This window comes from Flavobacterium sp., assembly GCF_036405015.1.
Classification (GTDB): domain Bacteria; phylum Bacteroidota; class Bacteroidia; order Flavobacteriales; family Flavobacteriaceae; genus Flavobacterium.
On the sequence record NZ_DASWYK010000134.1, the window covers coordinates 1 to 19,798 of the forward strand.

Genomic DNA, 19,798 nt, shown 5'->3' on the forward strand with positions numbered 1-19,798 from the left:
TAGGTAAACTTCTGTAAGCTCTTAATAATAAGAAACCTCCGTCTTTAGTATTACCTTCTTTGATTAATTTTTTAGCTTCAGCTAAGAAACCATTCGCTAACTGACGTTGTTGCGCAACTAAGTTTTCGATTTTTGGTTTCAATTCGTTGAATTCGTGACGATCTCCCTGAGGAACTGGTCCTGAAATGATAAGCGGTGTTCTAGCATCATCAATTAATACAGAATCCACCTCGTCGACAATAGCGAAATTGTGTTTTCTCTGAACTAAATCGCTAGGAGAGTGCGCCATGTTATCTCTTAAGTAATCGAAACCAAACTCATTGTTCGTTCCGTAAGTGATATCAGCATCATAAGCTTTCTTTCTTTGTTCTGTACTTGGTTGGTGATTATCGATACAATCTACAGATAAACCGTGGAATTCGAATAAAGGAGCTTTCCAAGTACTATCACGTTTTGCTAAGTAGTCATTCACTGTTACTAAGTGAACTCCGTTTCCTGTCAAAGCGTTTAAGTAAAGTGGAAGAGTAGCAACCAAAGTTTTACCTTCTCCCGTTTGCATTTCGGCAACTTTACCTTCGTGCAATACCATACCACCAATTAACTGAACATCGTAGTGAATCATGTCCCAAGTGATATCTTTTCCTGCAGCATTCCATTTGTTTGCCCAGATAGATTTCTCACCATCAATTGTAATATAAGGTTTTGTAGCAGAAAATTCACGGTCTTTTGGAGTTGCCGTAACTTCAATATGTGAGTTTTCTTTAAAACGACGAGCCGTTTCTTTTACTACAGAAAACGCTTCTGGAAGAATTTCTAATAAAGTTTTTTCAGAGATTTCGTAAGCTTCTTTTTCAAGAGCATCAATAGCGTCATAAAGATCTTCTCTTTTGTCGATGTCTTCGATGTTTTCTACTTCCGCTTTAAGCGAAGCAATTTTAGCATCTTTATCAGCTCTAGCTTCTTTAATTCTATCTTTAAAATAAACGGTTCTACCTCTTAATTCGTCGTTAGAAAGACTCATTAAAGGAGCTTCGAATGTTTTAATTTTATTTAAGTAAGGTTGTAAAGCTTTGACATCTTTCTGTGATTTATCACCTACAAAGACTTTAATAATACTGTTTATGAAACTCATGATTTATTGTATTTCTTTATTATTTAATATGTATTTGAACCAAAAAAAAAGTCTCCTTAACGAGAGACTTTTTCTTTGGTTTATTTTTTAATATTCATCCTCATTCCAAAGATAATCTTCGTCTGTTGGATAATCAGGCCAAATTTCTTCCATTGATTCATATATCTCGCCTTCATCCTCGATTGACTGAAGGTTTTCTACTACTTCTAATGGAGCACCAGCTCTAATAGCGTAGTCAATAAGTTCGTCTTTGTTAGCAGGCCATGGCGCATCACTTAAATAAGATGCTAATTCTAATGTCCAATACATCTGTTATCTGTTTAGTTTGTGCAAAAATAAATTTTTTACTGAAAAAGACAAGTAAATTTTGATTTATTTTAATAAAATTTAAGAACGTCTCTGTTAGTACCCAGTTTTCAGTGACAGTTTTCAGTATTAAAACTTAAATTTACTGCTAATTACTGCGTTTTTTAAGTATTCAGTTTTTGCGCTTTGATCAGTCTGAAAACTGAAAACTGCGACTGTTTACTTTCTCGGAATCCATTTCACTTCCTCCGCTTTTAGGTCAAACGACAACTTCCGTGCCAAGACAAAAAGGTAGTCAGAAAGTCGGTTTAAGTACATAATTGCGATTTCAGGAACGTGTTCATTGTGACTTAAATGTACCGCTAAACGCTCTGCACGACGGCAAATACAACGTGCAATATGACAATGTGACACGGTAGGATGACCGCCTGGCAAAACAAAATGAGTCATCTGCGGAAGGCTTTCTTCCATTTTATCTATTTCGTTTTCGAGCAATTCAATATCCGAATCGATTATTCCGAGATTTTCTAAGCGAAGTTTTCCGTTTTTCAAAACTTCTTTTTCTTGTGGAGTTGCCAAAATGGCACCAACAGTAAAAAGTCGATCCTGAATTTCAATTAAAATGGTTTTATAATGCGAATCGATTTCCTGATCACGAATTAGTCCGATGTAAGAATTTAGTTCATCAACAGTTCCGTAACTGTCAATTCTAATATGATCTTTAGGTACACGTGTTCCTCCAAAAAGAGCCGTTGTGCCTTTGTCGCCGGTTTTGGTATATACTTTCATTTTTTAAGATGCTAAGGTTCTGAGATGCTGAGGTTCTAAGTTTTTCTTTTCGTTACGATTAAACGATTAACCAAATAAACGGTTAAACTTCTTTACGATTATCACTTTCAATTAATCCGTCTCTTAAACGAATAACGCGGTGCGCGTAGGCAGCAATATCTTCTTCGTGAGTTACTAGAATTACAGTATTTCCTTGTGCGTGAATATCACCAAAAAGCTTCATGATTTCTACAGAGGTTTTACTGTCTAGATTTCCGGTTGGTTCATCGGCAAGAATGATGGAAGGTTTGTTGACCAAAGCTCTTGCAACGGCAACACGCTGACGTTGTCCCCCAGAAAGCTGATTTGGCTGGTGATCCATTCTGTCGGCAAGGTTTACTTGTTTTAGAACTTCTGTCGCTCGTGCAATTCTATCCGATTTTCCGTAACCTGCATAAATCATTGGCAGCGCAACATTATCAAGTGCTGTGGTTCTTGGTAATAAATTAAAAGTCTGAAAAACAAAACCAATTTCTTTGTTTCTAATTTCGGCCAATTCATCATCTCTCATTTGGCTGACATCTTTTCCGTTTAAAACATATTGTCCAGAAGTTGGAGTGTCTAAACATCCTAATAAATTCATTAAGGTAGACTTTCCAGATCCCGAAGGTCCCATTAAAGCAACATATTCACCTTTTTTTATTTCCAGATTTATTCCTTTTAAAACATATACAATTTCGTTTCCTAAAACAAAATTACGTTTGATATCAGTTATTTTAATTAATGGTTCAGCCATTTTGGTTTATAATTTGGATTTAAAAGTACAAAACACTTTTCAATAAAACGATTAGTAGTTGAGAAATGACTTTTGTTACAAATTACCTTTACTATGTAATTTGAATCAAAATAATAAATAAACCTATTTTGAAATTGTTATATTGTTTTAGTGAAATATTGTATAATTATCATGATTCTATGTTTTTTATAGTTTTAATATATTTTTATTCTTAAAAATATGGTAATAATGTAATTTTAGCTGTTAAAGGTTGGGTAAATTTGTAATGTAATTAATTAAAACAATCAAGATTATGAAAAATATTAAAATAGCAACAGGAATTGCATTATTGGCATTAAGCTTTACATCATGTAAAGACGAAAAACAAGAAAAAGCACAGCGTACAATTGATTCATATGTAACCTACGTTGATTCGGTTAAAAATGTAAAAGCTGATGATTTGAAAGAAAATTGGAATGCTGTAGAATCAGAATACGATAGAAGAGCAGCAGAAGCTGATGCGGCTTTAGCAGATATTAAAGATAATGCAGCTCAAACAGAAAAAATAAATACGAGTAAAGCAAAATACGAGAGTTTCAAAAACGAAATGACCACCCTTTTAGCCCCTCCGGCTCCAAGTCCTAAACAACAATTAAGAAATGCCTTATTTGGTGAAGGAAAAATTGGAGACGATATGAGTTTTGCTTGGGTAAATGCTCAAAATATTCATAGTGTTTACCAACAGTTTGTTCATACAGTTGAAAATAATAAAGATAAATATTCTCGTGAAGACTGGGATGAAATTAAAGTATTGTACGAAGCGCTAGACAGCAGAAAAAATACTGTTGAAAAAGAAGGTTTAACAGCTTCTGATAATAGAAAAATTGCTGGTTTGAAAATTAAATTTGCACCTATGTATACTGTAAACAGAATGGGAGCAAAAGCCGAAGAAAACAAAGAAGCTAAAAAATAAACTTTAAAGTTTTGAATTAGATAAAAAAAAGACAATCAGAAATGATTGTCTTTTTTTTATGTTCTAATTATAAAATGTTCTTTCGGCTGTTCTCTTCTGAAGAATACAAATCCCCATTGAAAAGTGTCAATTGTTACTTTTACTTTAGGATGGTTTTTAATAATTTCCCACGCTTCTTCCATTTCTTCTGACCAGTGAATATCATCAAAAATCCAGACAGAATCGTTATCAATCGTTGGCAGTAAAAGATCAAAATAAGCAAGAGTTGCTCTTTTAGAATGATTACCATCAAAATAAATTAGATTGTAATTTGAAGCTTGCAGGTTTTCAGAAATTAAAAAAGATTCAAATTCAGAAATTACATTTTCAACATTTTTACAATCAAATTCATTTAATTGATTTTTTGCAATACCAGCTGTATTAGGGCAACCTTCAATTGTAATTACTTTTGCTTTTGGATTTCCCAAAGCCAAAGCTGAAGTTGCCAAACCTAAAGATGTTCCTATTTCAAGAATATTTTGAGGTTGAAAATAATTCGATACACGAAATAATAATTCTGCTCTTTTGGGTGAAATTCCCGCCGTTTGAGCAATTTTAGAAATCTGTCTTTTGTTTGATTTGAATACTTTTGAACCAGCACCAAAATCAGTTACTTCAATAAAGTTTTTATTTTTTAAAAGAGATTTTCTATAGTTTTTTAGAATTGCATATTCAGGTTTTGTTTTTTTATCGTAAAAACATTTTGTTAATAAACTAAAAACAAAAGGCGAGTGAACAGCGTGTTCGTTCTTAGAATCCCAAAGAAATTTTAGATAAGCTTTAATTTGAAATAGCATTCGTATTAATTATTTCGTCTTTTTTAAACGAATTAGTTTACCGTAATTAATTTAATTTCAAAAATTAAAACAGAACCAGCTGGAATGTTTTGAACCTTGTCACCTCCATAACCTAAATGTGCAGGGATATACAAAATTCCGCTTCCGCCTTCTTTAAAAAGAGGTAATGCTTCCTGCCATCCTGCAATTAACCTTTTTAATGGGAAAGTTACATTTGTTGTACTTTGGTCAAAAACAGTTCCATTGGTTAAAGAGCCTTTGTAAGTAACTGTTATATTTGATTCTAAAGTTGGTTTTTTCCCTGTTCCTTCTTCGGTAATAATATAATGTAAACCAGTACCTGTTTTAACTGCTGTTAAATTGTTTTTGGTCAGATATTCTGTGATTTCTTTTTCGTTTTCAGCACTATAATCTATCTGTTCAGGAATTCTTTGTAATCCTGAATCATTTGAACAAGAAATAAAAAATGTCAAGATCGAAAATGCTACTAATAATTTTTTCATGTGGTATTTGTTTTTTTTTGTAGTTCGTAAATATAAGAAAATTAGTTTTTAGTCGCGGTCTCAGTTTTCAGTTTGCTTATTAGTTGCATCCAAATTTGTTTGGATTGTTGATCATAAAATTAATTAGTTTTCCAATCTCTATACTTTTTAAGTTTAAATTTTCGAATTTTTCTTTAGTAATATAATTCATTCTTTGTTTTTTTTACAAGAATAGAAAAAAAATAAAGAAAAAGATTACTTTTTGAAGAATAAGTCACTAGTAAATATTTACGAATACTGTAAAACTGAGACCGAGACTGAAAACTCATAATTTACCCTTCAATTTTAGCGGAAAGCTCAAACCAACGTTCTTCTTTTGCGTCAATTTTGTTAATTATGTTTTGAAGTTCATTTGCTTTTTTCTCAATGTCAGTGTCGGCTACTTTTCCGTCAGAGAATAATTGTTCGATTTTCGTTTTTTCGATTTCTAAATCTTTAATTTCTCTTTCGATTTTTTGGTATTCTTTCTGTTCGTTAAAAGTCAAATTTCCTGTTGGATTATTTTGTTTCCAATCTTTCTTTTCGGCTTTGTTTTCTTCTTTTTGAGCAACATCAGCACTGTCTTCATAAGCTCTGAAATCTGAATAGTTTCCTGGGAAATTTTCGATTTCACCCTGTCCTCTGAAAACAAATAAATGATCCACAATCTTATCCATAAAATAACGATCGTGAGAAACTACCAATAAACAGCCTGGATAATCTAGAAGAAAGCTTTCTAAAACATTCAAAGTCACAATATCCAAGTCATTGGTTGGCTCATCCAGAATTAAAAAGTTTGGATTCTGAATTAAAACGGTACATAAATACAAACGTTTTAATTCGCCACCACTTAATTTTTCGACATAATCGTATTGTTTTTTAGCATCAAAAAGAAAACGTTCCAATAACTGCGAAGCCGAAATGATTTTTCCTTTTGCAAGCGGAATATATTCTCCATATTCCTTAATAATGTCAATTACACGTTGACCTGGTTTCGGATTAATTCCAGATTGGGTGTAATAACCAACTTTTATAGTGTCGCCTTTTACAACACGCCCACTATCTGGCGGAATTGTTCCTGTAAGAAGATTTAAGAAAGTCGATTTTCCCGTTCCATTTTTACCAATAATTCCGATTCTTTCTCCACGTTGAAAATCGAAACTAAAATTGTCTAAAATAACGCGATCTTTGAATTTCTTAGAAAGTTTATGAAGCTCAATAATTTTGCTTCCCATTCTTTCCATATTAATTTCAAGTTCAACTTTGTTTTCTTTACGTCGGCTTTGTGCTTTTTCTTTAATAATGTAAAAATCGTCCTGACGAGATTTAGATTTGGTTGTTCTCGCTTTTGGCTGACGACGCATCCATTCTAATTCTTTTACAAAAAGGTTTTTAGCTTTGTCAATACTCGCATTTTCAGATGTGATTCTTTCTTCTTTTTTCTGCAAATAGTAAGAGTAATTTCCTTTGTACTGGTATAATTTTCCGTTGTCTAATTCGATAATTTCATTACAAACGCGTTCCAAAAAGAAACGGTCGTGCGTTACCATAAATAAGGTAATGTTTTCTTTAGCGAAATAACTTTCCAGCCATTCGATCATTTCCAAGTCTAAGTGATTGGTTGGCTCATCCAAAATCAATAAATCAGGACGATTGATTAGAATTATGGCTAACGAAAGACGTTTTTTCTGTCCCCCAGAAAGATTTTTTACTTTAAGTTTAAAATCTTCCAGTTTTAATTTGAATAAAATCTGTTTGTATTGCGTTTCAAAATCCCAAGCATTGTGCTGATCCATTGCATCAAAAGCTTTTTGGTAAGCTTCTTCGTCTGAAGGGTTTTCTAATGCTTTTTCGTAAGCTTCAATCACTTTAAGGGTTTCGTTGTCTGAAGCGAAAATACTTTCTTCAATAGTAAGTTCATCTTGAAGATTATTATCCTGAGATAAAAATGCCATTCTGATGCCTTTTCTTAAAACAACTTGTCCGGTATCTGGTTCGTCCAAACCGTTAATAATACTCATAATGGTTGTTTTTCCGGAACCATTTTTAGCAATAAAAGCGATTTTTTGATCTTTGTTAATTCCAAAAGAAATGTTGTCAAAAAGGACTCTTTCTCCAAATGACTTTGATATATTTTCTACAGATAAATAATTCACAAGAATAAAATTTTTTGCAAAAGTAAACTATTATCTTACGATTTGCCAATTATTTATGGAGATACAAACCGAGAACAGAACTCAAATCGAAATAATGAATTTGCTGTTGTACATTTATCACAGGTTTGCGAACCAGAGATTCATTGGTCAAAAAATAATGAATACCGTCTTTTGTAGCAATTCCTTCAATTTGATGAAATGGAAGTTTTAAGTTTATTCGCCTTTTATTTCCTGATGTAAAATCTTGATTTTTGAAATCGTACAGCAAGTATAAAAATGGTTTTCCGAGTTTGGTGTAACCGCACAAAACAATAAGATTTTTATCTTCAAGGTAAGTTGCTCCTGTTACTAAACCTTTTGTGTCTAGGGTCGATTTGAATTTCGCAACATGATTTCCTGTTTGATTTGGCAACGAATAAATATTGGTTTTAGACGAATTCCATTGTTTGGTAAACAGATAAATACTGTCTTTAGAAATGATAAAAGCTTCACAGTCAAAGTCGGTTTTATTTGGTTTTGTGGCAGAAAAATCAGTTTGATCGGAATAGTTGAAAGCGATTTTTTCGATTCTTGGGTTTTCTTCCAAGAATGATTGTTTTTCTATTTTAAGAATTTGAAGATCTTTTCTGTTTCCAGAATAATTGTTTCCAAAATCACCAATATATAGTTGTAGGTCGTCTTGTGCAATTTCTTCCCAATCGTGATTAACAACATCATTAAGAATAATTTTTCTTTTGATTTTTCCTAAAGAATCTATTCCATAAATAGTTTTATCATGATCGTCGTTGTGTGTCCATAATAGGTTTTTGAAAGTGATTAATCCTGAAGTCTCATGTAATGAATCACTTAGGTGTGTAGAATTTTCAGGTTTTAATTTTAAAGTTTTATAATTACAGCTTCCGTCGTTTTGTAAAGCTTTCGGATTGTAATTTTCGGCCTGAGGGTCTGTGCATCCTGAAATTTGTGAATAACCGACTGTTGTGATTGCAAGGAAGAAGAAAACAATTTTTATCATAATTGCAATGTTATTTTTGTACAAGTTAAATGTAAAGTTTTAAATAATACAATAAAATAACTAGTAATAAATACAATTTAAATGTTACTTTGCATCCCGATGCATTTTATTCTTTAAGAATAGGATTACCCCAGTATGAAAATTTTACAAGAGTTATCTCATTACCGAATTTCGCGTTACTTCAAACTTTTGTTTGTTGTAGTTGATATCGTATTGCTAAACTTGTCAACAGTACTTTCCGCGTTTTCAAGATTTGGAAGTTTAGATAAATTGCTGTCTAAAGAAGAACGTACAATTTCTCTTCTGGCTATTTTAATTTGGGTTGCATTATTGCTTCAAAATGATTCTAATAGAAGTATTCGCGTTGAACCGATAGAGAATATTTTATGGAGAACTATAAAGAAGATTGTAATTCATGCAGCAGTGGTTTCCATATTTGTTGTTTATCTAAAGTATGATGATATTTCAAGACTTCGAATGGTTTATTTTTATCTTATATTTTTCGGAATTTTAATGATTTCAAGAGTTTTGTCAATGAAACTTTTAAAATACATTCGAACACAAGGATATAATTTTAAAACTTTTATAATTGTTGGAGCAAATGAAACTGGAGAAAGAATTAGAAAAGTGCTGGCAAAAGACCTTACTTATGGTTATCGTTTTCTAGGTTTTTTTGATAAGGTCGAAAATGTAACGGTAGATCCGGCTTTAATTGGCGGACAGTTTGAGAATATCGAAAAGTTTGTAATCGAAAAACAAATCGATGAAATGTATGTTGCATTACATATTGAAAATATCGAAATGATTAACGAACTGATTCGAATCTGCGAGCAAAATATGGTTCGTATTAAGTTTATTCCAGATTTCGAGCAATATACAAAAGCCAGTAAAGTAGAAGTTTCTTTTTATGAAAATATACCTGTTTTAATGTTTCGTACAGAACCTCTTGAGTATGCTTCAAACAGAGTCATAAAGAAGTTTTTCGATATTTTATTTTCTAGTATAGTAATTCTGTTCATCTTTCCATGGCTTTTTCCTATTATTATGATTGTTATAAAATTGGAATCTCCTGGGCCTGTTTTTTTTAAGCAGGAAAGATCGGGAAGAGATAATGAAACGTTTATGTGTTTGAAATTCAGAAGTATGTACGTAAATGGATTAGCACACAATAAACAAGCCGAAAAAGGAGACAGTCGTATTACAAAATTTGGTGCTTTTATTCGTAAAACCAGTATAGACGAATTACCGCAGTTTTTTAATGTTTTTATGGGAGACATGTCGGTAGTTGGTCCAAGGCCTCACATGGTTAATCTTGCTAAAGAATATAGTGATTTGATTAATAATTATTTAGTTCGTCAATACGCTAAGCCAGGAATTACTGGTTGGGCGCAAGTTAATGGCTTTAGAGGCGAAACAAAAGTTCTCAGCGATATGGAAAATCGTGTTGAATATGATATTTGGTATATCGAAAACTGGAGTTTTCTTCTGGATATTAGAATAATTGTAAAAACAATAATCAATGTTTTTAAAGGAGAAGAAAATGCTTATTAGTTTTTAGAATTTAAAAAACTGATTATTAGAAATAACTTCCTTCAGCTCTTCAATATTTCCGATTTTTATTTTTTCGTTAAATGAAGCAACATGTTTTCTGTGATGTATATCGGTTCCGCAGAAATCGTACATTCCTTTTTTTAGAAGTTCATCGGCTATTTTGGCAATTTTCGAACCATAATATTCTACAGTCGACAATAGGTTGAGTTGAAAAAGACAACCTGCATTTTTTAGTTTTTCGTATTCACTAAAATGATCATGATAAAAAACATAACGCTCCGGATGTGCCAAAACCGGGATGTAGCCAGCCACTTGTATCTCAAAAATGGTTTTGTATAAGTTTATTGGAGCACTTAAATACGAGATCTCAACCAGAACATAATTATCTTTTAGAGTAAGTAGTGTTTCTTCTTTAAAATGATTCTCAAACCAATAATCTATAAAATATTCTGCCGATGTTTTAAAAGGAATCTGGATATTATTTTGAATCAACTCTTTTTTAGTTTCGTCGAGTTTTGATTGTATTATTTCTGGCGAATTATTCCAAACAAAATGACTGATGTGTGGTGTTGTGATAATTTGAGCGATTCCTAATTCCTGAAAAGAACGTGTAAGTTCTACAGATTTTTCCAGATTTTTAGCACCATCATCAATACCTGGCAGAATATGAGAATGTATATCTACAAAATCACCATTAAGCAGTTCTTTTAAAACAGGTTTTGACTTGAAAAATGTAAGCATGGGACAAAAGTGTGTAACTCAAATTAATAGAATGCAAAATTACAGTAGAATTTCTAATAAGGCATTTTAGAATTATGTTATATTTGATTTTTAGTAAAAAAGTAAAAAATTATGAAAATAAAAGAGAATTTATTCAATCAAAGAATTATTTCTATCGATGCTTTGCGTGGAATTACCATTTTTGTAATGATTTTTGTAAATGAATTGGCAAGTATTCAACATGTCCCACAATGGATGAGACACATGCCTGCAGATGCAGATGCAATGACTTTTGTTGATTTGGTTTTTCCTGCTTTTTTATTTATTGTCGGAATGTCTGTTCCATTTGCTTTTAATGCCAGATTGATAAAAGGCGACAGTACAAAAACAATTTGGACTCATACTTTAAAAAGAGCTCTGGCGCTTATAATTATTGGTGTTTTCATGGTAAATGCCGAATATGGTTACGATGCGGCCAAAATGATAATTTCTCCAGTGCTTTGGGCGCTTTTGGCTTATATAATGCCAATTCCAATTTGGAATAAATATCCTAAAGATTTTCCGGTTTGGCTAAAAAATGTATTTCAATATGGAGCTATAACGGTATTGGTTATACTTTACTTTTTATATATTCAGGATACTGGTGAAAGAGGAATGACTCCAAAATGGTGGGGAATTCTGGGTTTAATTGGTTGGGCTTATCTTTTTACAGTGATTTATTATTGGCTGGTTTCTGGAAAATTATGGGCTATGATCGGATTTTTAGTTTTTTGTATCGTGATGAATTCTCTCAATTTAACCGAAAATTCTTTTGTTCAAAATACTTCTTGGCTCAGTTTTGTTGCAGGCCATCTTACTCATGCCGCATTAGTTTCTGCAGGAATTATAATTTCCTTATTGTTCTTTGATCGAAAAATAGAGAATAAAATTAATTGGGCAGTAATCGGTTTCATCGTTTTCTTTTTTACTGTTGGTTTTTTTCTAAGACCGTTTTTCGGAATCTCCAAAATACAAGGAACTCCTTCGTGGACTATGCTATCGGCGGGAATTTGTACCATTCTGTTTTATTTTTTGTATTGGTTGATGGAAGTTAAAAAACAAACCAAATGGAGCGAATTCTTCATGCCAGCTGCCGCAAATCCTTTACTGATTTATATTTTGCCTGGCATTATTTATTATTTCTGTAAACTTATAAACGTTCATATTATTCCAGGGTATTTTAGAGTTGGAGTGCCAGGAATTATTTGGTCTTTGGTATTTTCGACTATTATGCTCTTTGTAATGAAAATCCTAAATCGATATAAAATTCAACTGCATCTTTAAATTTTTAGTTTTCAGTCTCAGTTTTCAGTTACAATATTTAAACTGCGACTGAAAACTGCGACTGAAAACTGCGACTGCGACTGAATACTGACACTGAAAACTTTTTAAAAATCTTACAGAATAAAATTCTAAATTTGTGAGTGATGGTTTTTAAAGTATTGCAAGTGAGTGTTTTAAAAGTTGTTTGTTTTCTCTTGTTTTTTTTAATAGGGTCGTTTTGTTATGCTCAAAACGACAGCTTGACTATGGGAAATAGGGATATTTTAGATGTTATTCACAAGATTTTCGATAAAAACGATTCCATTAAAAAAGACCATCAAAAAAAAGTCTCATTCTCCTTGCTGCCTGTTCCTGTAGATGTTAATTCCAGTACAGGTTTAGTGGTTTCTTTTCTAACCACTTTTTATTTGGGCGAAGATCATCAAAAAACAAGAATGTCGCAGGTGACTTTTTCGCCTTATTTCAGTTTTACCAAGCAATACGTTTTTCCTGTTCAGTCTTATATTTATACGAGCGAAAATAAATGGAACTTTACAGGAGATTATCGCTATATGATTTATCCTCAATTTACATATGGCTTGGGTGAACACGATTCTAAAGATAAAATGTCAACATTAGATTATCAGCAATGGCGGTTTTATCAGTTCATTACGAGGCAGATTGTGGGAAATTATCGTTTTGGAGTTGGTTTTCTTTTAGACAATTATAAAAATATTTCTGAAGAATCTTATATACAAGAAGAAACCGATTATTATCAATACATGAATGGCGATTTTTCAAACGAAACTTCTTTCGGATTTGCACTTCAAGGACTTTATGATTCTCGTGAAAATATCATAAATCCACAACAAGGGTTATACATTGAAGCCGATTTGAGAATTAATACCAGTGGAGTAGAAGGTGACAAATGGCAGTCTTTATATATCGATGCTCGTAAATACCATTCTTTTAGTAAAACCAAACATCGGGTTTGGGCTTCTAGAGCTTTTTATTGGTCAACTTTTGGAGGAAAACCACATTATTTAGATTTGCCAAGTATTGGTTGGGATCGCGAAGGAAAAACGGGACGAGGTTTTACTAAAAACAGATATAGAAGTAATGCTCTTATTTATTTTGAAACCGAATATCGAACAGATATTAGTCGAAATGGTTTTTTTGGTGCTGTATTTTTTACCAATATTTCTTCGGTTTCCAAGTTGGAAACTTATGACTTTAAAAAATGGAATCCAGCCGTTGGAACAGGAATTCGTATCAAATGGAACAAACGAAACGGAAGTAATTTGGCTTTAGATTACGGAATTAGTAAAAACGATTGGTCGCTTCGTTTGGGGTTATCGGAAAATTTCTAACTTTCGGGCAAAATCTACAAGATCAATTTTACATGCAATTATCGGTTATTATTCTAAATTATAATGTACGTTACTTTCTCGAGCAATGCGTTTTAAGTGTTCAGGAAGCAATCGCAACAATCGATGCCGAAATTATTGTAATTGATAATAATTCTTCAGATGAAAGTGTTTCGATGATGAAACAAAAATTTCCTGATGTAAAACTAATTGAAAACAAAGAGAATTTTGGTTTTCCAAAGGGAAATAACATTGGTGTTCATCAAGCGAAAGGAAAGTACATCTGTATTTTAAATCCCGATACCGTTGTTGCCGAAGATACTTTTACAAAGATTCTGGCTTTCGCCGAAAGGCAAAATAATCTCGGAATTATTGGCTGTAAACTGATAGATGGTACTGGAGAATTTTTGCCGGAAAGCAAACGCGGAATTCCAACACCTTGGGTTGCCTTCACCAAAATTTTCGGATTGTATAAAATCTTTCCTCAAACCAAACTTTTTAACGAATATTATGCACAACATTTAAACGAAAATGAAACAGGAAAAGTGGCTATTTTGGTCGGTGCTTTTATGTTTTTAGAAAAAGAATTATACGAAGATTTAAAAGGTTTTGATGAAGATTGTTTTATGTATGCAGACGATATTGATTTGTCTTATCGTGCCTTACAAAAACAAAAGTCAAATTTTTACTTTCATGAAACCACCGTTTTGCATTATAAAGGAGAAAGTACAGTGAAAGATGAAAAATATATGAAACGATTTCAGGAGGCGATGAATTTCTTCTATCAAAAGCATTTTAAGAAATCATTGTTTTTCACTTTTTTCATTCAAATGGGAACCTGGTTTTTTTCTTTTGTAAAAATGTTTCAGGGAAAAGTTAAAATTAAACCCAGTCCAGAATCTTATGTTTTTTATTCTTTAAATGAAGATTTGTCTGAAAAATTAGCCTTAACTTTAAAAAATAAAGTCAGCTTTTTAGAAATCCCCGAGGAAAAAATGGTAAATTCGTGCCTTATTTTTAAGGGAAAAAAGATGGAGATAATTTTGGATAATCAGTACGTTTCATTCAAAAAATGTATCAAAATCATAGAAACTCTTAAAGATAAGAGTATTACTTTTAAAATTTTACCCAAAAAAGCCAATTTTATTATTGGAAGCAATTCTCGAAATGACAGAGGGCAAATCGTGAAAATTGAGTAAAAAATTATATTAAATGTAATTTATATTTAAAATATTCAGTAATTTCGCAATCTGAAAATCAAAAACATCTTTTAGATTAACAATATGGCAAGATTTGAATTAAAGCTTCCGAAAATGGGAGAAAGTGTCGCTGAAGCAACCATCACCAATTGGTTGAAAGAAGTTGGAGACAAAATTGAAGCTGATGAAGCTGTACTCGAAATCGCAACAGATAAAGTTGATAGCGAAGTGCCTAGTGAAGTATCAGGGATTTTAGTTGAGCAATTGTTTGGTAAAGATGATTTAGTACAAGTAGGACAAACTATCGCAATTATTGAAACCGAAGAAGGCGATGCGTCAGTAGTAGCAGATAAAGTTGAAGAAGTTGATGCTCCTGCAGAAGCTGTAGAAATCGAGAAAACAATCGAAGCGGTTAAAGAAACAGTAGCCACTTCTCAGGATTTCTCAGGATCTGATAAATTCTTTTCTCCTTTAGTAAAAAATATTGCAAAAGAAGAAGGTATTTCTTTAAATGAACTTGAAAATATTGCAGGTTCTGGAAAAGACGGACGCGTAACAAAAGAAGATGTTCTAAAATATGTAGAAGATCGTAAATCAGGTTCTGTTCAGGCACCTCAAATAGTTGAAGTAGCTTCGAACGTGGTTACTGAAACACCAAAAGTAGAAGCTCCAAAAGCTGTTGAGCCAGTTGCTCAAAAAAGCCAACAGGCAGTTCCAGTTTCTGTAAATGGTGCCGACGAAATTGTTGAAATGGACAGAATGCGTAAACTGATTTCGGGTTATATGACGGCTTCAGTTCAGACTTCTGCTCACGTACAATCTTTTATTGAAGTTGATGTAACTAATATTGTAAAATGGAGAGATAAAGTAAAAACAGCTTTCGAAAAAAGAGAAGGCGAGAAATTGACTTTTACTCCAATTATGATGGAAGCAGTTGCAAAAGCTTTAAAAGATTTCCCAGGAATGAATATTTCTGTTGACGGAGATTATATCATTAAAAAGAAAAATATCAATTTAGGAATGGCAGCAGCATTGCCAAACGGAAATCTAATTGTTCCTGTAATTAAAAATGCAGATCAGTTGAATTTGGTTGGAATGGCAAAAGCGGTTAACGATTTAGGAAACCGCGCAAAAGCTGGAAAACTAAAACCAGACGATACACAAGGTGGAACTTATACAGTAACAAACGTTGGTACTTTTGGAAGTGTCTTCGGAACGCCAATTATCAATCAGCCTCAAGTTGGAATTTTAGCGCTTGGTGCAATTCGTAAAGTACCTGCGGTTATTGAGACTCCAGAGGGTGATTTTATCGGAATTCGTCAGAAAATGTTCTTGTCTCACTCTTACGATCATAGAGTGGTTGATGGGGCGCTTGGAGGAAGTTTCGTAAAAAGAGTAGCAGAGTATTTAGAAGCTTTTGATGTAGATAGAGATTTCTAAAAAATCGATTATAAAAATAAATTCAAATCCGATAGGTTTACAACTTATCGGATTTTTTTGTTTTGTAGGAAAAGAATTAAATGATAACGTCCAGACTTATTAAGTAGTTATTTTTTAAAAGTTAAAATTGAGTAATGGAAAGCATTTTTCGACAAAAAAAATCAGAATAAAGGAGGATATTCGGCTTTAAAAATTACATTTGTAAACTTATAAAAATTAGAAATGGAATTAAAACTTAACAAACCAATTTGCTTTTTTGATCTCGAAACAACGGGAATTGATATCGGTAAAGATAGAATCGTAGAAATTTCAATATTTAAAGTTTTTCCTAACGGAAACAAAGAAAGTAAAACCTGGCTGGTTAATCCAACAATTCCAATTCCTCCACAGACAACTGCCGTTCACGGCATCACAGACGAAAAAGTGGCCAACGAACCAACTTTTGCAGAATTGGCTTCTCATATTCATAATATGATAAAAGACAGTGATCTTGGCGGATTTAATTCAGATCGTTTTGATATTCCACTTCTGGCAGAAGAATTGCTTCGTGCAGGAGTCGATTTTGATATGAAAAATAAGGTTTCTGTGGATGTTCAGACTATTTTTCATAAAATGGAAGAACGTACTTTAAGTGCTGCTTTGAAATTTTATTGTGGAAAAAGTCTAGACAACGCGCATTCTGCTGAAGCTGATACAATGGCGACTTACGAGATTTTAAAAGCGCAATTGGATCGTTATCCAGAGTTGGAAAATGATATGAAGTCTTTGTCTGAATTTACAACTCGTAAAAAAATCGCCGATTTTGCTGGAATGATCGCTTTTGATAAAGATGATGAAGAAATTTTTACATTTGGAAAACATAAAGGTGCTAAAGTGGAAAAAGTTTTAGAGTCGGAACCAGGGTATTTTAGCTGGATTCAAAATGCTGACTTTCCTTTGTATACCAAAAAAGTTTTGACAGCAATTAAATTAAGAAAATTAAATACAAAATAAGATGCTAAGTTGTTAAGGTTCTAAGATGCTGAGTTTTTTTGCTTTCTTAGAACCTTAGTGCCTTAGAATCTTAGAACCTATAAAAAAGAATGAAAATTATCTGTGTCGGCAGGAATTATGCCAATCATATAGAAGAATTGAAAAATGAGCGTCCAAGTGAGCCTGTTGTTTTTATGAAACCGGATTCTGCGGTTTTGTTGAAACAACATCCATTTGTAATTCCTGAATTTTCTGAAGATGTTCATCATGAAGTGGAGATTATCGTAAAGATTAATAAGGTTGGAAAATATATCGAACCTAAATTTGCTCATAAATATTATGACGAAATTAGTGTTGGAATCGATTTTACAGCAAGAGATTTGCAGAGTAAACTAAAAGAAAAAGGACTTCCGTGGGAAAAAGCCAAGGCATTTGACGGCTCGGCAGTTATTGGAGATTTTTTGCCAAAAACTGATTTTGTTTCTATGGAAAACCTTAATTTTGAATTAAGAAGTAATTCAGAAACCGTTCAAAAAGGAAATTCTAGTATGATGCTTTGGAAGATAGATGAATTGATTTCTCATGTGTCGCAGTTTTTTACATTAAAAATTGGAGATATTATTTTTACAGGAACGCCAGCGGGTGTTGCAGCTGTAAAACCCAATGATGTTTTAGAAGGCTTTTTAGAAGATAAAAAATTATTCAGAATACAAGTAAAATAATGGCTTTAAAATATAACCTTTCGAAAGTCTATGCGCTTTCAGATAACGATCCTGAATTTGTAAATCAGATTTTAACTTTATTTGTTACAGAAGTTCCAGAGGATTTAAAACAAATCAAAGAAGGAATTAAGAAAAAGGATCATAAATATGCTTATTCTTACGCTCACAAAATAAAACCAACATTAGATTTAATGGGATTAAACGTGGCTTTTGAAGAAATTCTTCAAGTTGAAGCTTGGACAAAAGCAGAAGGCAAGAAAAAAGATATTATCGAAACTTTTAAAAGTATTAAAATACAAGTAAAAGAAGCGATTAAAGAAATTAAAAAAGATTTTGATCTTTAATATATAAAGTTTGACTTATTCTCTTTTGTTTGAATTGGGAATAAGTCAAAATCATTTTTTAAGTTTTGTAAGCAGTTTATAGTTTGTAAAAGCTGTTAATACCTTCCTCTAAGACAAAATTTAAATTTTCTACGTATAAATTACAGGCTTACTTTTGGTAAGAAAAACAAATATTTTACAGATATGAAAGCAGCAATTATTACAATTGGAGATGAAATCTTAATTGGACAAATCGTTGATACAAATTCGGCTTTTATTGCTAAATCACTAGATAGAATTGGAGTTGAGGTGGCAGAAATGTTGTCAATCAGCGATGACAAAAAACATATTTTAGATACTTTTTCGCAATTACAAAACAAGGTAGATGTTGTTATTGTAACCGGTGGATTAGGTCCGACAAAAGATGATGTTACAAAGAAAACTTTCTGCGAATACTTTAATGATGAATTGGTTGTAGATCAAAAAGTTTTGGCACACGTAACAGAATTGATTGAAGGTTTTTATAAAAGACCAATTTCTCAATTGAATAAAGATCAGGCTCTTGTGCCGTCAACTTGTACTGTTTTGCATAATAAGGTGGGTACTGCGCCGGGAATGTGGATGAAGAAAGAAAATACCGTTTTTATTTCGCTTCCAGGAGTTCCTTATGAAATGAAATATTTGGTAGAAGAAGAAATAATTCCAAAAATCGTTCGCGAATACAAACGTCCTTATATTATCCATAAGACAATTTTGACTTATGGTCAAGGCGAAAGTTTGGTCGCAGAACGAATAGAACATTGGGAAAATAACCTTCCAGAATTTATAAAACTGGCTTATCTGCCAAATCCGGGTAGAGTTCGCTTGCGTATGACTGCCCGAGGAACAGATAGAGAGGAGTTGGAGAAGGCGATTGAAGAAAATGTTCAGTCTTTAGATGCGATAATTCATGATATAATTGTGGGTTATGAGGAAAACGAAACAATTGAAACGGTAATTGGTAAATTGCTTTCTAAAGAAAATAAAACAATCTCAACAGCAGAAAGTTGTACTGGAGGAAGAATTGCTTCGCTTTTGTCTGCTGTCCCAGGTTCGTCAAGTTATTTTAAAGGAAGCGTTGTTTCTTATGCAACTGAAGCAAAAGTGAATGTTTTGGGAATTTCTCAAGATTTAATTGATGAATTTTCTGTCGTAAGTGCTCAGGTCGCGTCTGTTATGGCTTTGAACGTTAAGGATTTGATGAAAACAGACTATGCGCTTGCTACAACAGGGAATGCAGGACCTTCAAAAGGCGATTCTGATGCTGAAATTGGTACTGTTTTTATCGCTTTGGCAACACCAAATGGAGTAATTGTAGAAGAATTTAACTTTGGACAACCGCGTGAAAAAGTGATAGATAGGGCATCAGTTAAGAGTTTGGAAATATTACAGAAAGAAATTTTAAAAATTGTGCAATAATTTTTTGCACCAATGGTTTATTTTTCTTTTCTTTGCACCCTGATTTTGAATAACGATAAAAGATAAGTATAATGTCAAGAGTTTGTGACCTTACAGGTAAAAGAGCGATGGTAGGAAATAACGTTTCTCACGCTATGAACAAAACTAAGAGAAAGTTTTCTGTAAACTTAGTTAAAAAGCGTTTTTATCTTCCAGAAGAAGATAGATGGATTACTCTTAGAGTAGCAGCATCTACGATAAAAACAATTAATAAAAATGGAAT

General features: G+C 32.5%; 20 protein-coding genes. 11 read left to right on the top strand and 9 right to left on the bottom strand.

Annotated features, from left to right (window positions below; all coding sequences use genetic code 11):
- The 4 genes from VGE71_RS10275 to VGE71_RS10290 form a co-directional block, all read right to left on the bottom strand.
- The coding region (locus tag VGE71_RS10275) for a DEAD/DEAH box helicase (protein ID WP_331138254.1) at positions 1-1,132 on the bottom strand (1,132 nt) is incomplete at its 3' end.
- Positions 1,133-1,219: 87 nt separating this feature from the next.
- Positions 1,220-1,441, bottom strand: a complete 222-nt coding sequence (locus VGE71_RS10280; protein ID WP_007138072.1) for a DUF2795 domain-containing protein — start codon at positions 1,439-1,441, stop codon at positions 1,220-1,222.
- Positions 1,442-1,657: 216 nt separating this feature from the next.
- Positions 1,658-2,227: a cob(I)yrinic acid a,c-diamide adenosyltransferase gene (locus VGE71_RS10285; RefSeq protein WP_229349106.1), complete on the bottom strand. Its 570-nt coding sequence runs from the start codon at positions 2,225-2,227 to the stop codon at positions 1,658-1,660.
- Between the two features lie 82 nt (positions 2,228-2,309).
- Entirely contained in the window at positions 2,310-3,002 is a 693-nt protein-coding gene (locus tag VGE71_RS10290) for an ABC transporter ATP-binding protein (protein WP_331138255.1), read from the bottom strand.
- Positions 3,003-3,294: 292 nt separating this feature from the next.
- Between VGE71_RS10290 and VGE71_RS10295 the strand changes: the two genes are divergently transcribed.
- Positions 3,295-3,954 (top strand): DUF6565 domain-containing protein, encoded by a 660-nt coding sequence (locus VGE71_RS10295; RefSeq protein ID WP_144218337.1) that lies wholly within the window; start codon positions 3,295-3,297, stop codon positions 3,952-3,954.
- Positions 3,955-4,010: 56 nt separating this feature from the next.
- Here the strand turns inward: VGE71_RS10295 and VGE71_RS10300 are convergent, their stop codons facing one another.
- From VGE71_RS10300 to VGE71_RS10315, 4 genes are all read right to left on the bottom strand, one after another.
- Positions 4,011-4,790 (bottom strand): class I SAM-dependent methyltransferase, encoded by a 780-nt coding sequence (locus VGE71_RS10300; RefSeq protein ID WP_331138256.1) that lies wholly within the window; start codon positions 4,788-4,790, stop codon positions 4,011-4,013.
- A gap of 32 nt (positions 4,791-4,822) precedes the next feature.
- A complete protein-coding gene (locus tag VGE71_RS10305; protein WP_331138257.1) occupies positions 4,823-5,293 on the bottom strand; it encodes an FKBP-type peptidyl-prolyl cis-trans isomerase in 471 nt (156 codons plus the stop codon).
- A 311-nt stretch (positions 5,294-5,604) separates the two neighbouring features.
- Positions 5,605-7,467 carry an ABC-F family ATP-binding cassette domain-containing protein gene (locus tag VGE71_RS10310; RefSeq protein ID WP_331138258.1) on the bottom strand — a complete coding sequence of 621 codons (1,863 nt, stop codon included), beginning with the start codon at positions 7,465-7,467 and terminating at the stop codon, positions 5,605-5,607.
- Between the two features lie 49 nt (positions 7,468-7,516).
- A complete protein-coding gene (locus tag VGE71_RS10315) occupies positions 7,517-8,482 on the bottom strand; it encodes a T9SS C-terminal target domain-containing protein (RefSeq protein WP_331138259.1) in 966 nt (321 codons plus the stop codon).
- Positions 8,483-8,617: 135 nt separating this feature from the next.
- On the opposite strand from VGE71_RS10315, the gene VGE71_RS10320 reads away from it, so the two are divergent.
- Complete coding sequence (locus tag VGE71_RS10320) at positions 8,618-10,033, top strand: undecaprenyl-phosphate glucose phosphotransferase (protein WP_331138260.1); 1,416 nt, start codon at positions 8,618-8,620, stop codon at positions 10,031-10,033.
- A 3-nt stretch (positions 10,034-10,036) separates the two neighbouring features.
- Here VGE71_RS10320 and VGE71_RS10325 read toward each other — a convergent pair whose 3' ends face one another.
- Positions 10,037-10,774 carry a tyrosine-protein phosphatase gene (locus tag VGE71_RS10325; protein WP_331138261.1) on the bottom strand — a complete coding sequence of 246 codons (738 nt, stop codon included), beginning with the start codon at positions 10,772-10,774 and terminating at the stop codon, positions 10,037-10,039.
- A 111-nt stretch (positions 10,775-10,885) separates the two neighbouring features.
- Between VGE71_RS10325 and VGE71_RS10330 the strand changes: the two genes are divergently transcribed.
- From VGE71_RS10330 to rpmB, 9 genes are all read left to right on the top strand, one after another.
- Positions 10,886-12,076, top strand: coding sequence for a DUF5009 domain-containing protein (locus VGE71_RS10330; RefSeq protein WP_331138262.1), 1,191 nt, complete (start codon positions 10,886-10,888; stop codon positions 12,074-12,076).
- Between the two features lie 245 nt (positions 12,077-12,321).
- Positions 12,322-13,425: a hypothetical protein gene (locus VGE71_RS10335; protein ID WP_331138263.1), complete on the top strand. Its 1,104-nt coding sequence runs from the start codon at positions 12,322-12,324 to the stop codon at positions 13,423-13,425.
- A gap of 32 nt (positions 13,426-13,457) precedes the next feature.
- The gene (locus VGE71_RS10340; RefSeq protein ID WP_331138264.1) at positions 13,458-14,621 is read left to right on the top strand and encodes a glycosyltransferase family 2 protein; all 1,164 of its coding nucleotides are present in this window, start codon (positions 13,458-13,460) and stop codon (positions 14,619-14,621) included.
- Between the two features lie 84 nt (positions 14,622-14,705).
- Positions 14,706-16,061: a dihydrolipoamide acetyltransferase family protein gene (locus VGE71_RS10345; protein WP_331138265.1), complete on the top strand. Its 1,356-nt coding sequence runs from the start codon at positions 14,706-14,708 to the stop codon at positions 16,059-16,061.
- Positions 16,062-16,283: 222 nt separating this feature from the next.
- Entirely contained in the window at positions 16,284-17,054 is a 771-nt protein-coding gene (locus VGE71_RS10350) for a 3'-5' exonuclease (RefSeq protein WP_331138266.1), read from the top strand.
- Between the two features lie 89 nt (positions 17,055-17,143).
- Positions 17,144-17,755, top strand: coding sequence for a fumarylacetoacetate hydrolase family protein (locus VGE71_RS10355; protein ID WP_111289096.1), 612 nt, complete (start codon positions 17,144-17,146; stop codon positions 17,753-17,755).
- Positions 17,755-18,099, top strand: a complete 345-nt coding sequence (locus VGE71_RS10360) for an Hpt domain-containing protein (protein WP_184159882.1) — start codon at positions 17,755-17,757, stop codon at positions 18,097-18,099. Before VGE71_RS10355 ends, VGE71_RS10360 begins: the two co-directional genes overlap by 1 nt.
- A 183-nt stretch (positions 18,100-18,282) precedes the next feature.
- Positions 18,283-19,536, top strand: coding sequence for a CinA family nicotinamide mononucleotide deamidase-related protein (locus tag VGE71_RS10365; RefSeq protein WP_331138267.1), 1,254 nt, complete (start codon positions 18,283-18,285; stop codon positions 19,534-19,536).
- Between the two features lie 71 nt (positions 19,537-19,607).
- A partial coding sequence (gene rpmB, locus VGE71_RS10370; RefSeq protein ID WP_331138268.1) for a 50S ribosomal protein L28 occupies positions 19,608-19,798 on the top strand: 191 nt, incomplete at its 3' end.

What these genes read in the sequence shown, in the direction of transcription:
- VGE71_RS10280 (WP_007138072.1), bottom strand. Translation starts at nt 1,441, where the DNA reads ATGTATTGGACATTAGAATTAGCATCTTATTTAAGTGATGCGCCATGG.
- VGE71_RS10285 (WP_229349106.1), bottom strand. Translation starts at nt 2,227, where the DNA reads ATGAAAGTATATACCAAAACCGGCGACAAAGGCACAACGGCTCTTTTT.
- VGE71_RS10290 (WP_331138255.1), bottom strand. Translation starts at nt 3,002, where the DNA reads ATGGCTGAACCATTAATTAAAATAACTGATATCAAACGTAATTTTGTT.
- VGE71_RS10295 (WP_144218337.1), top strand. Translation starts at nt 3,295, where the DNA reads ATGAAAAATATTAAAATAGCAACAGGAATTGCATTATTGGCATTAAGC.
- VGE71_RS10300 (WP_331138256.1), bottom strand. Translation starts at nt 4,790, where the DNA reads ATGCTATTTCAAATTAAAGCTTATCTAAAATTTCTTTGGGATTCTAAG.
- VGE71_RS10305 (WP_331138257.1), bottom strand. Translation starts at nt 5,293, where the DNA reads ATGAAAAAATTATTAGTAGCATTTTCGATCTTGACATTTTTTATTTCT.
- VGE71_RS10315 (WP_331138259.1), bottom strand. Translation starts at nt 8,482, where the DNA reads ATGATAAAAATTGTTTTCTTCTTCCTTGCAATCACAACAGTCGGTTAT.
- VGE71_RS10320 (WP_331138260.1), top strand. Translation starts at nt 8,618, where the DNA reads ATGAAAATTTTACAAGAGTTATCTCATTACCGAATTTCGCGTTACTTC.
- VGE71_RS10325 (WP_331138261.1), bottom strand. Translation starts at nt 10,774, where the DNA reads ATGCTTACATTTTTCAAGTCAAAACCTGTTTTAAAAGAACTGCTTAAT.
- VGE71_RS10330 (WP_331138262.1), top strand. Translation starts at nt 10,886, where the DNA reads ATGAAAATAAAAGAGAATTTATTCAATCAAAGAATTATTTCTATCGAT.
- VGE71_RS10335 (WP_331138263.1), top strand. Translation starts at nt 12,322, where the DNA reads ATGGGAAATAGGGATATTTTAGATGTTATTCACAAGATTTTCGATAAA.
- VGE71_RS10340 (WP_331138264.1), top strand. Translation starts at nt 13,458, where the DNA reads ATGCAATTATCGGTTATTATTCTAAATTATAATGTACGTTACTTTCTC.
- VGE71_RS10345 (WP_331138265.1), top strand. Translation starts at nt 14,706, where the DNA reads ATGGCAAGATTTGAATTAAAGCTTCCGAAAATGGGAGAAAGTGTCGCT.
- VGE71_RS10350 (WP_331138266.1), top strand. Translation starts at nt 16,284, where the DNA reads ATGGAATTAAAACTTAACAAACCAATTTGCTTTTTTGATCTCGAAACA.
- VGE71_RS10355 (WP_111289096.1), top strand. Translation starts at nt 17,144, where the DNA reads ATGAAAATTATCTGTGTCGGCAGGAATTATGCCAATCATATAGAAGAA.
- VGE71_RS10360 (WP_184159882.1), top strand. Translation starts at nt 17,755, where the DNA reads ATGGCTTTAAAATATAACCTTTCGAAAGTCTATGCGCTTTCAGATAAC.
- VGE71_RS10365 (WP_331138267.1), top strand. Translation starts at nt 18,283, where the DNA reads ATGAAAGCAGCAATTATTACAATTGGAGATGAAATCTTAATTGGACAA.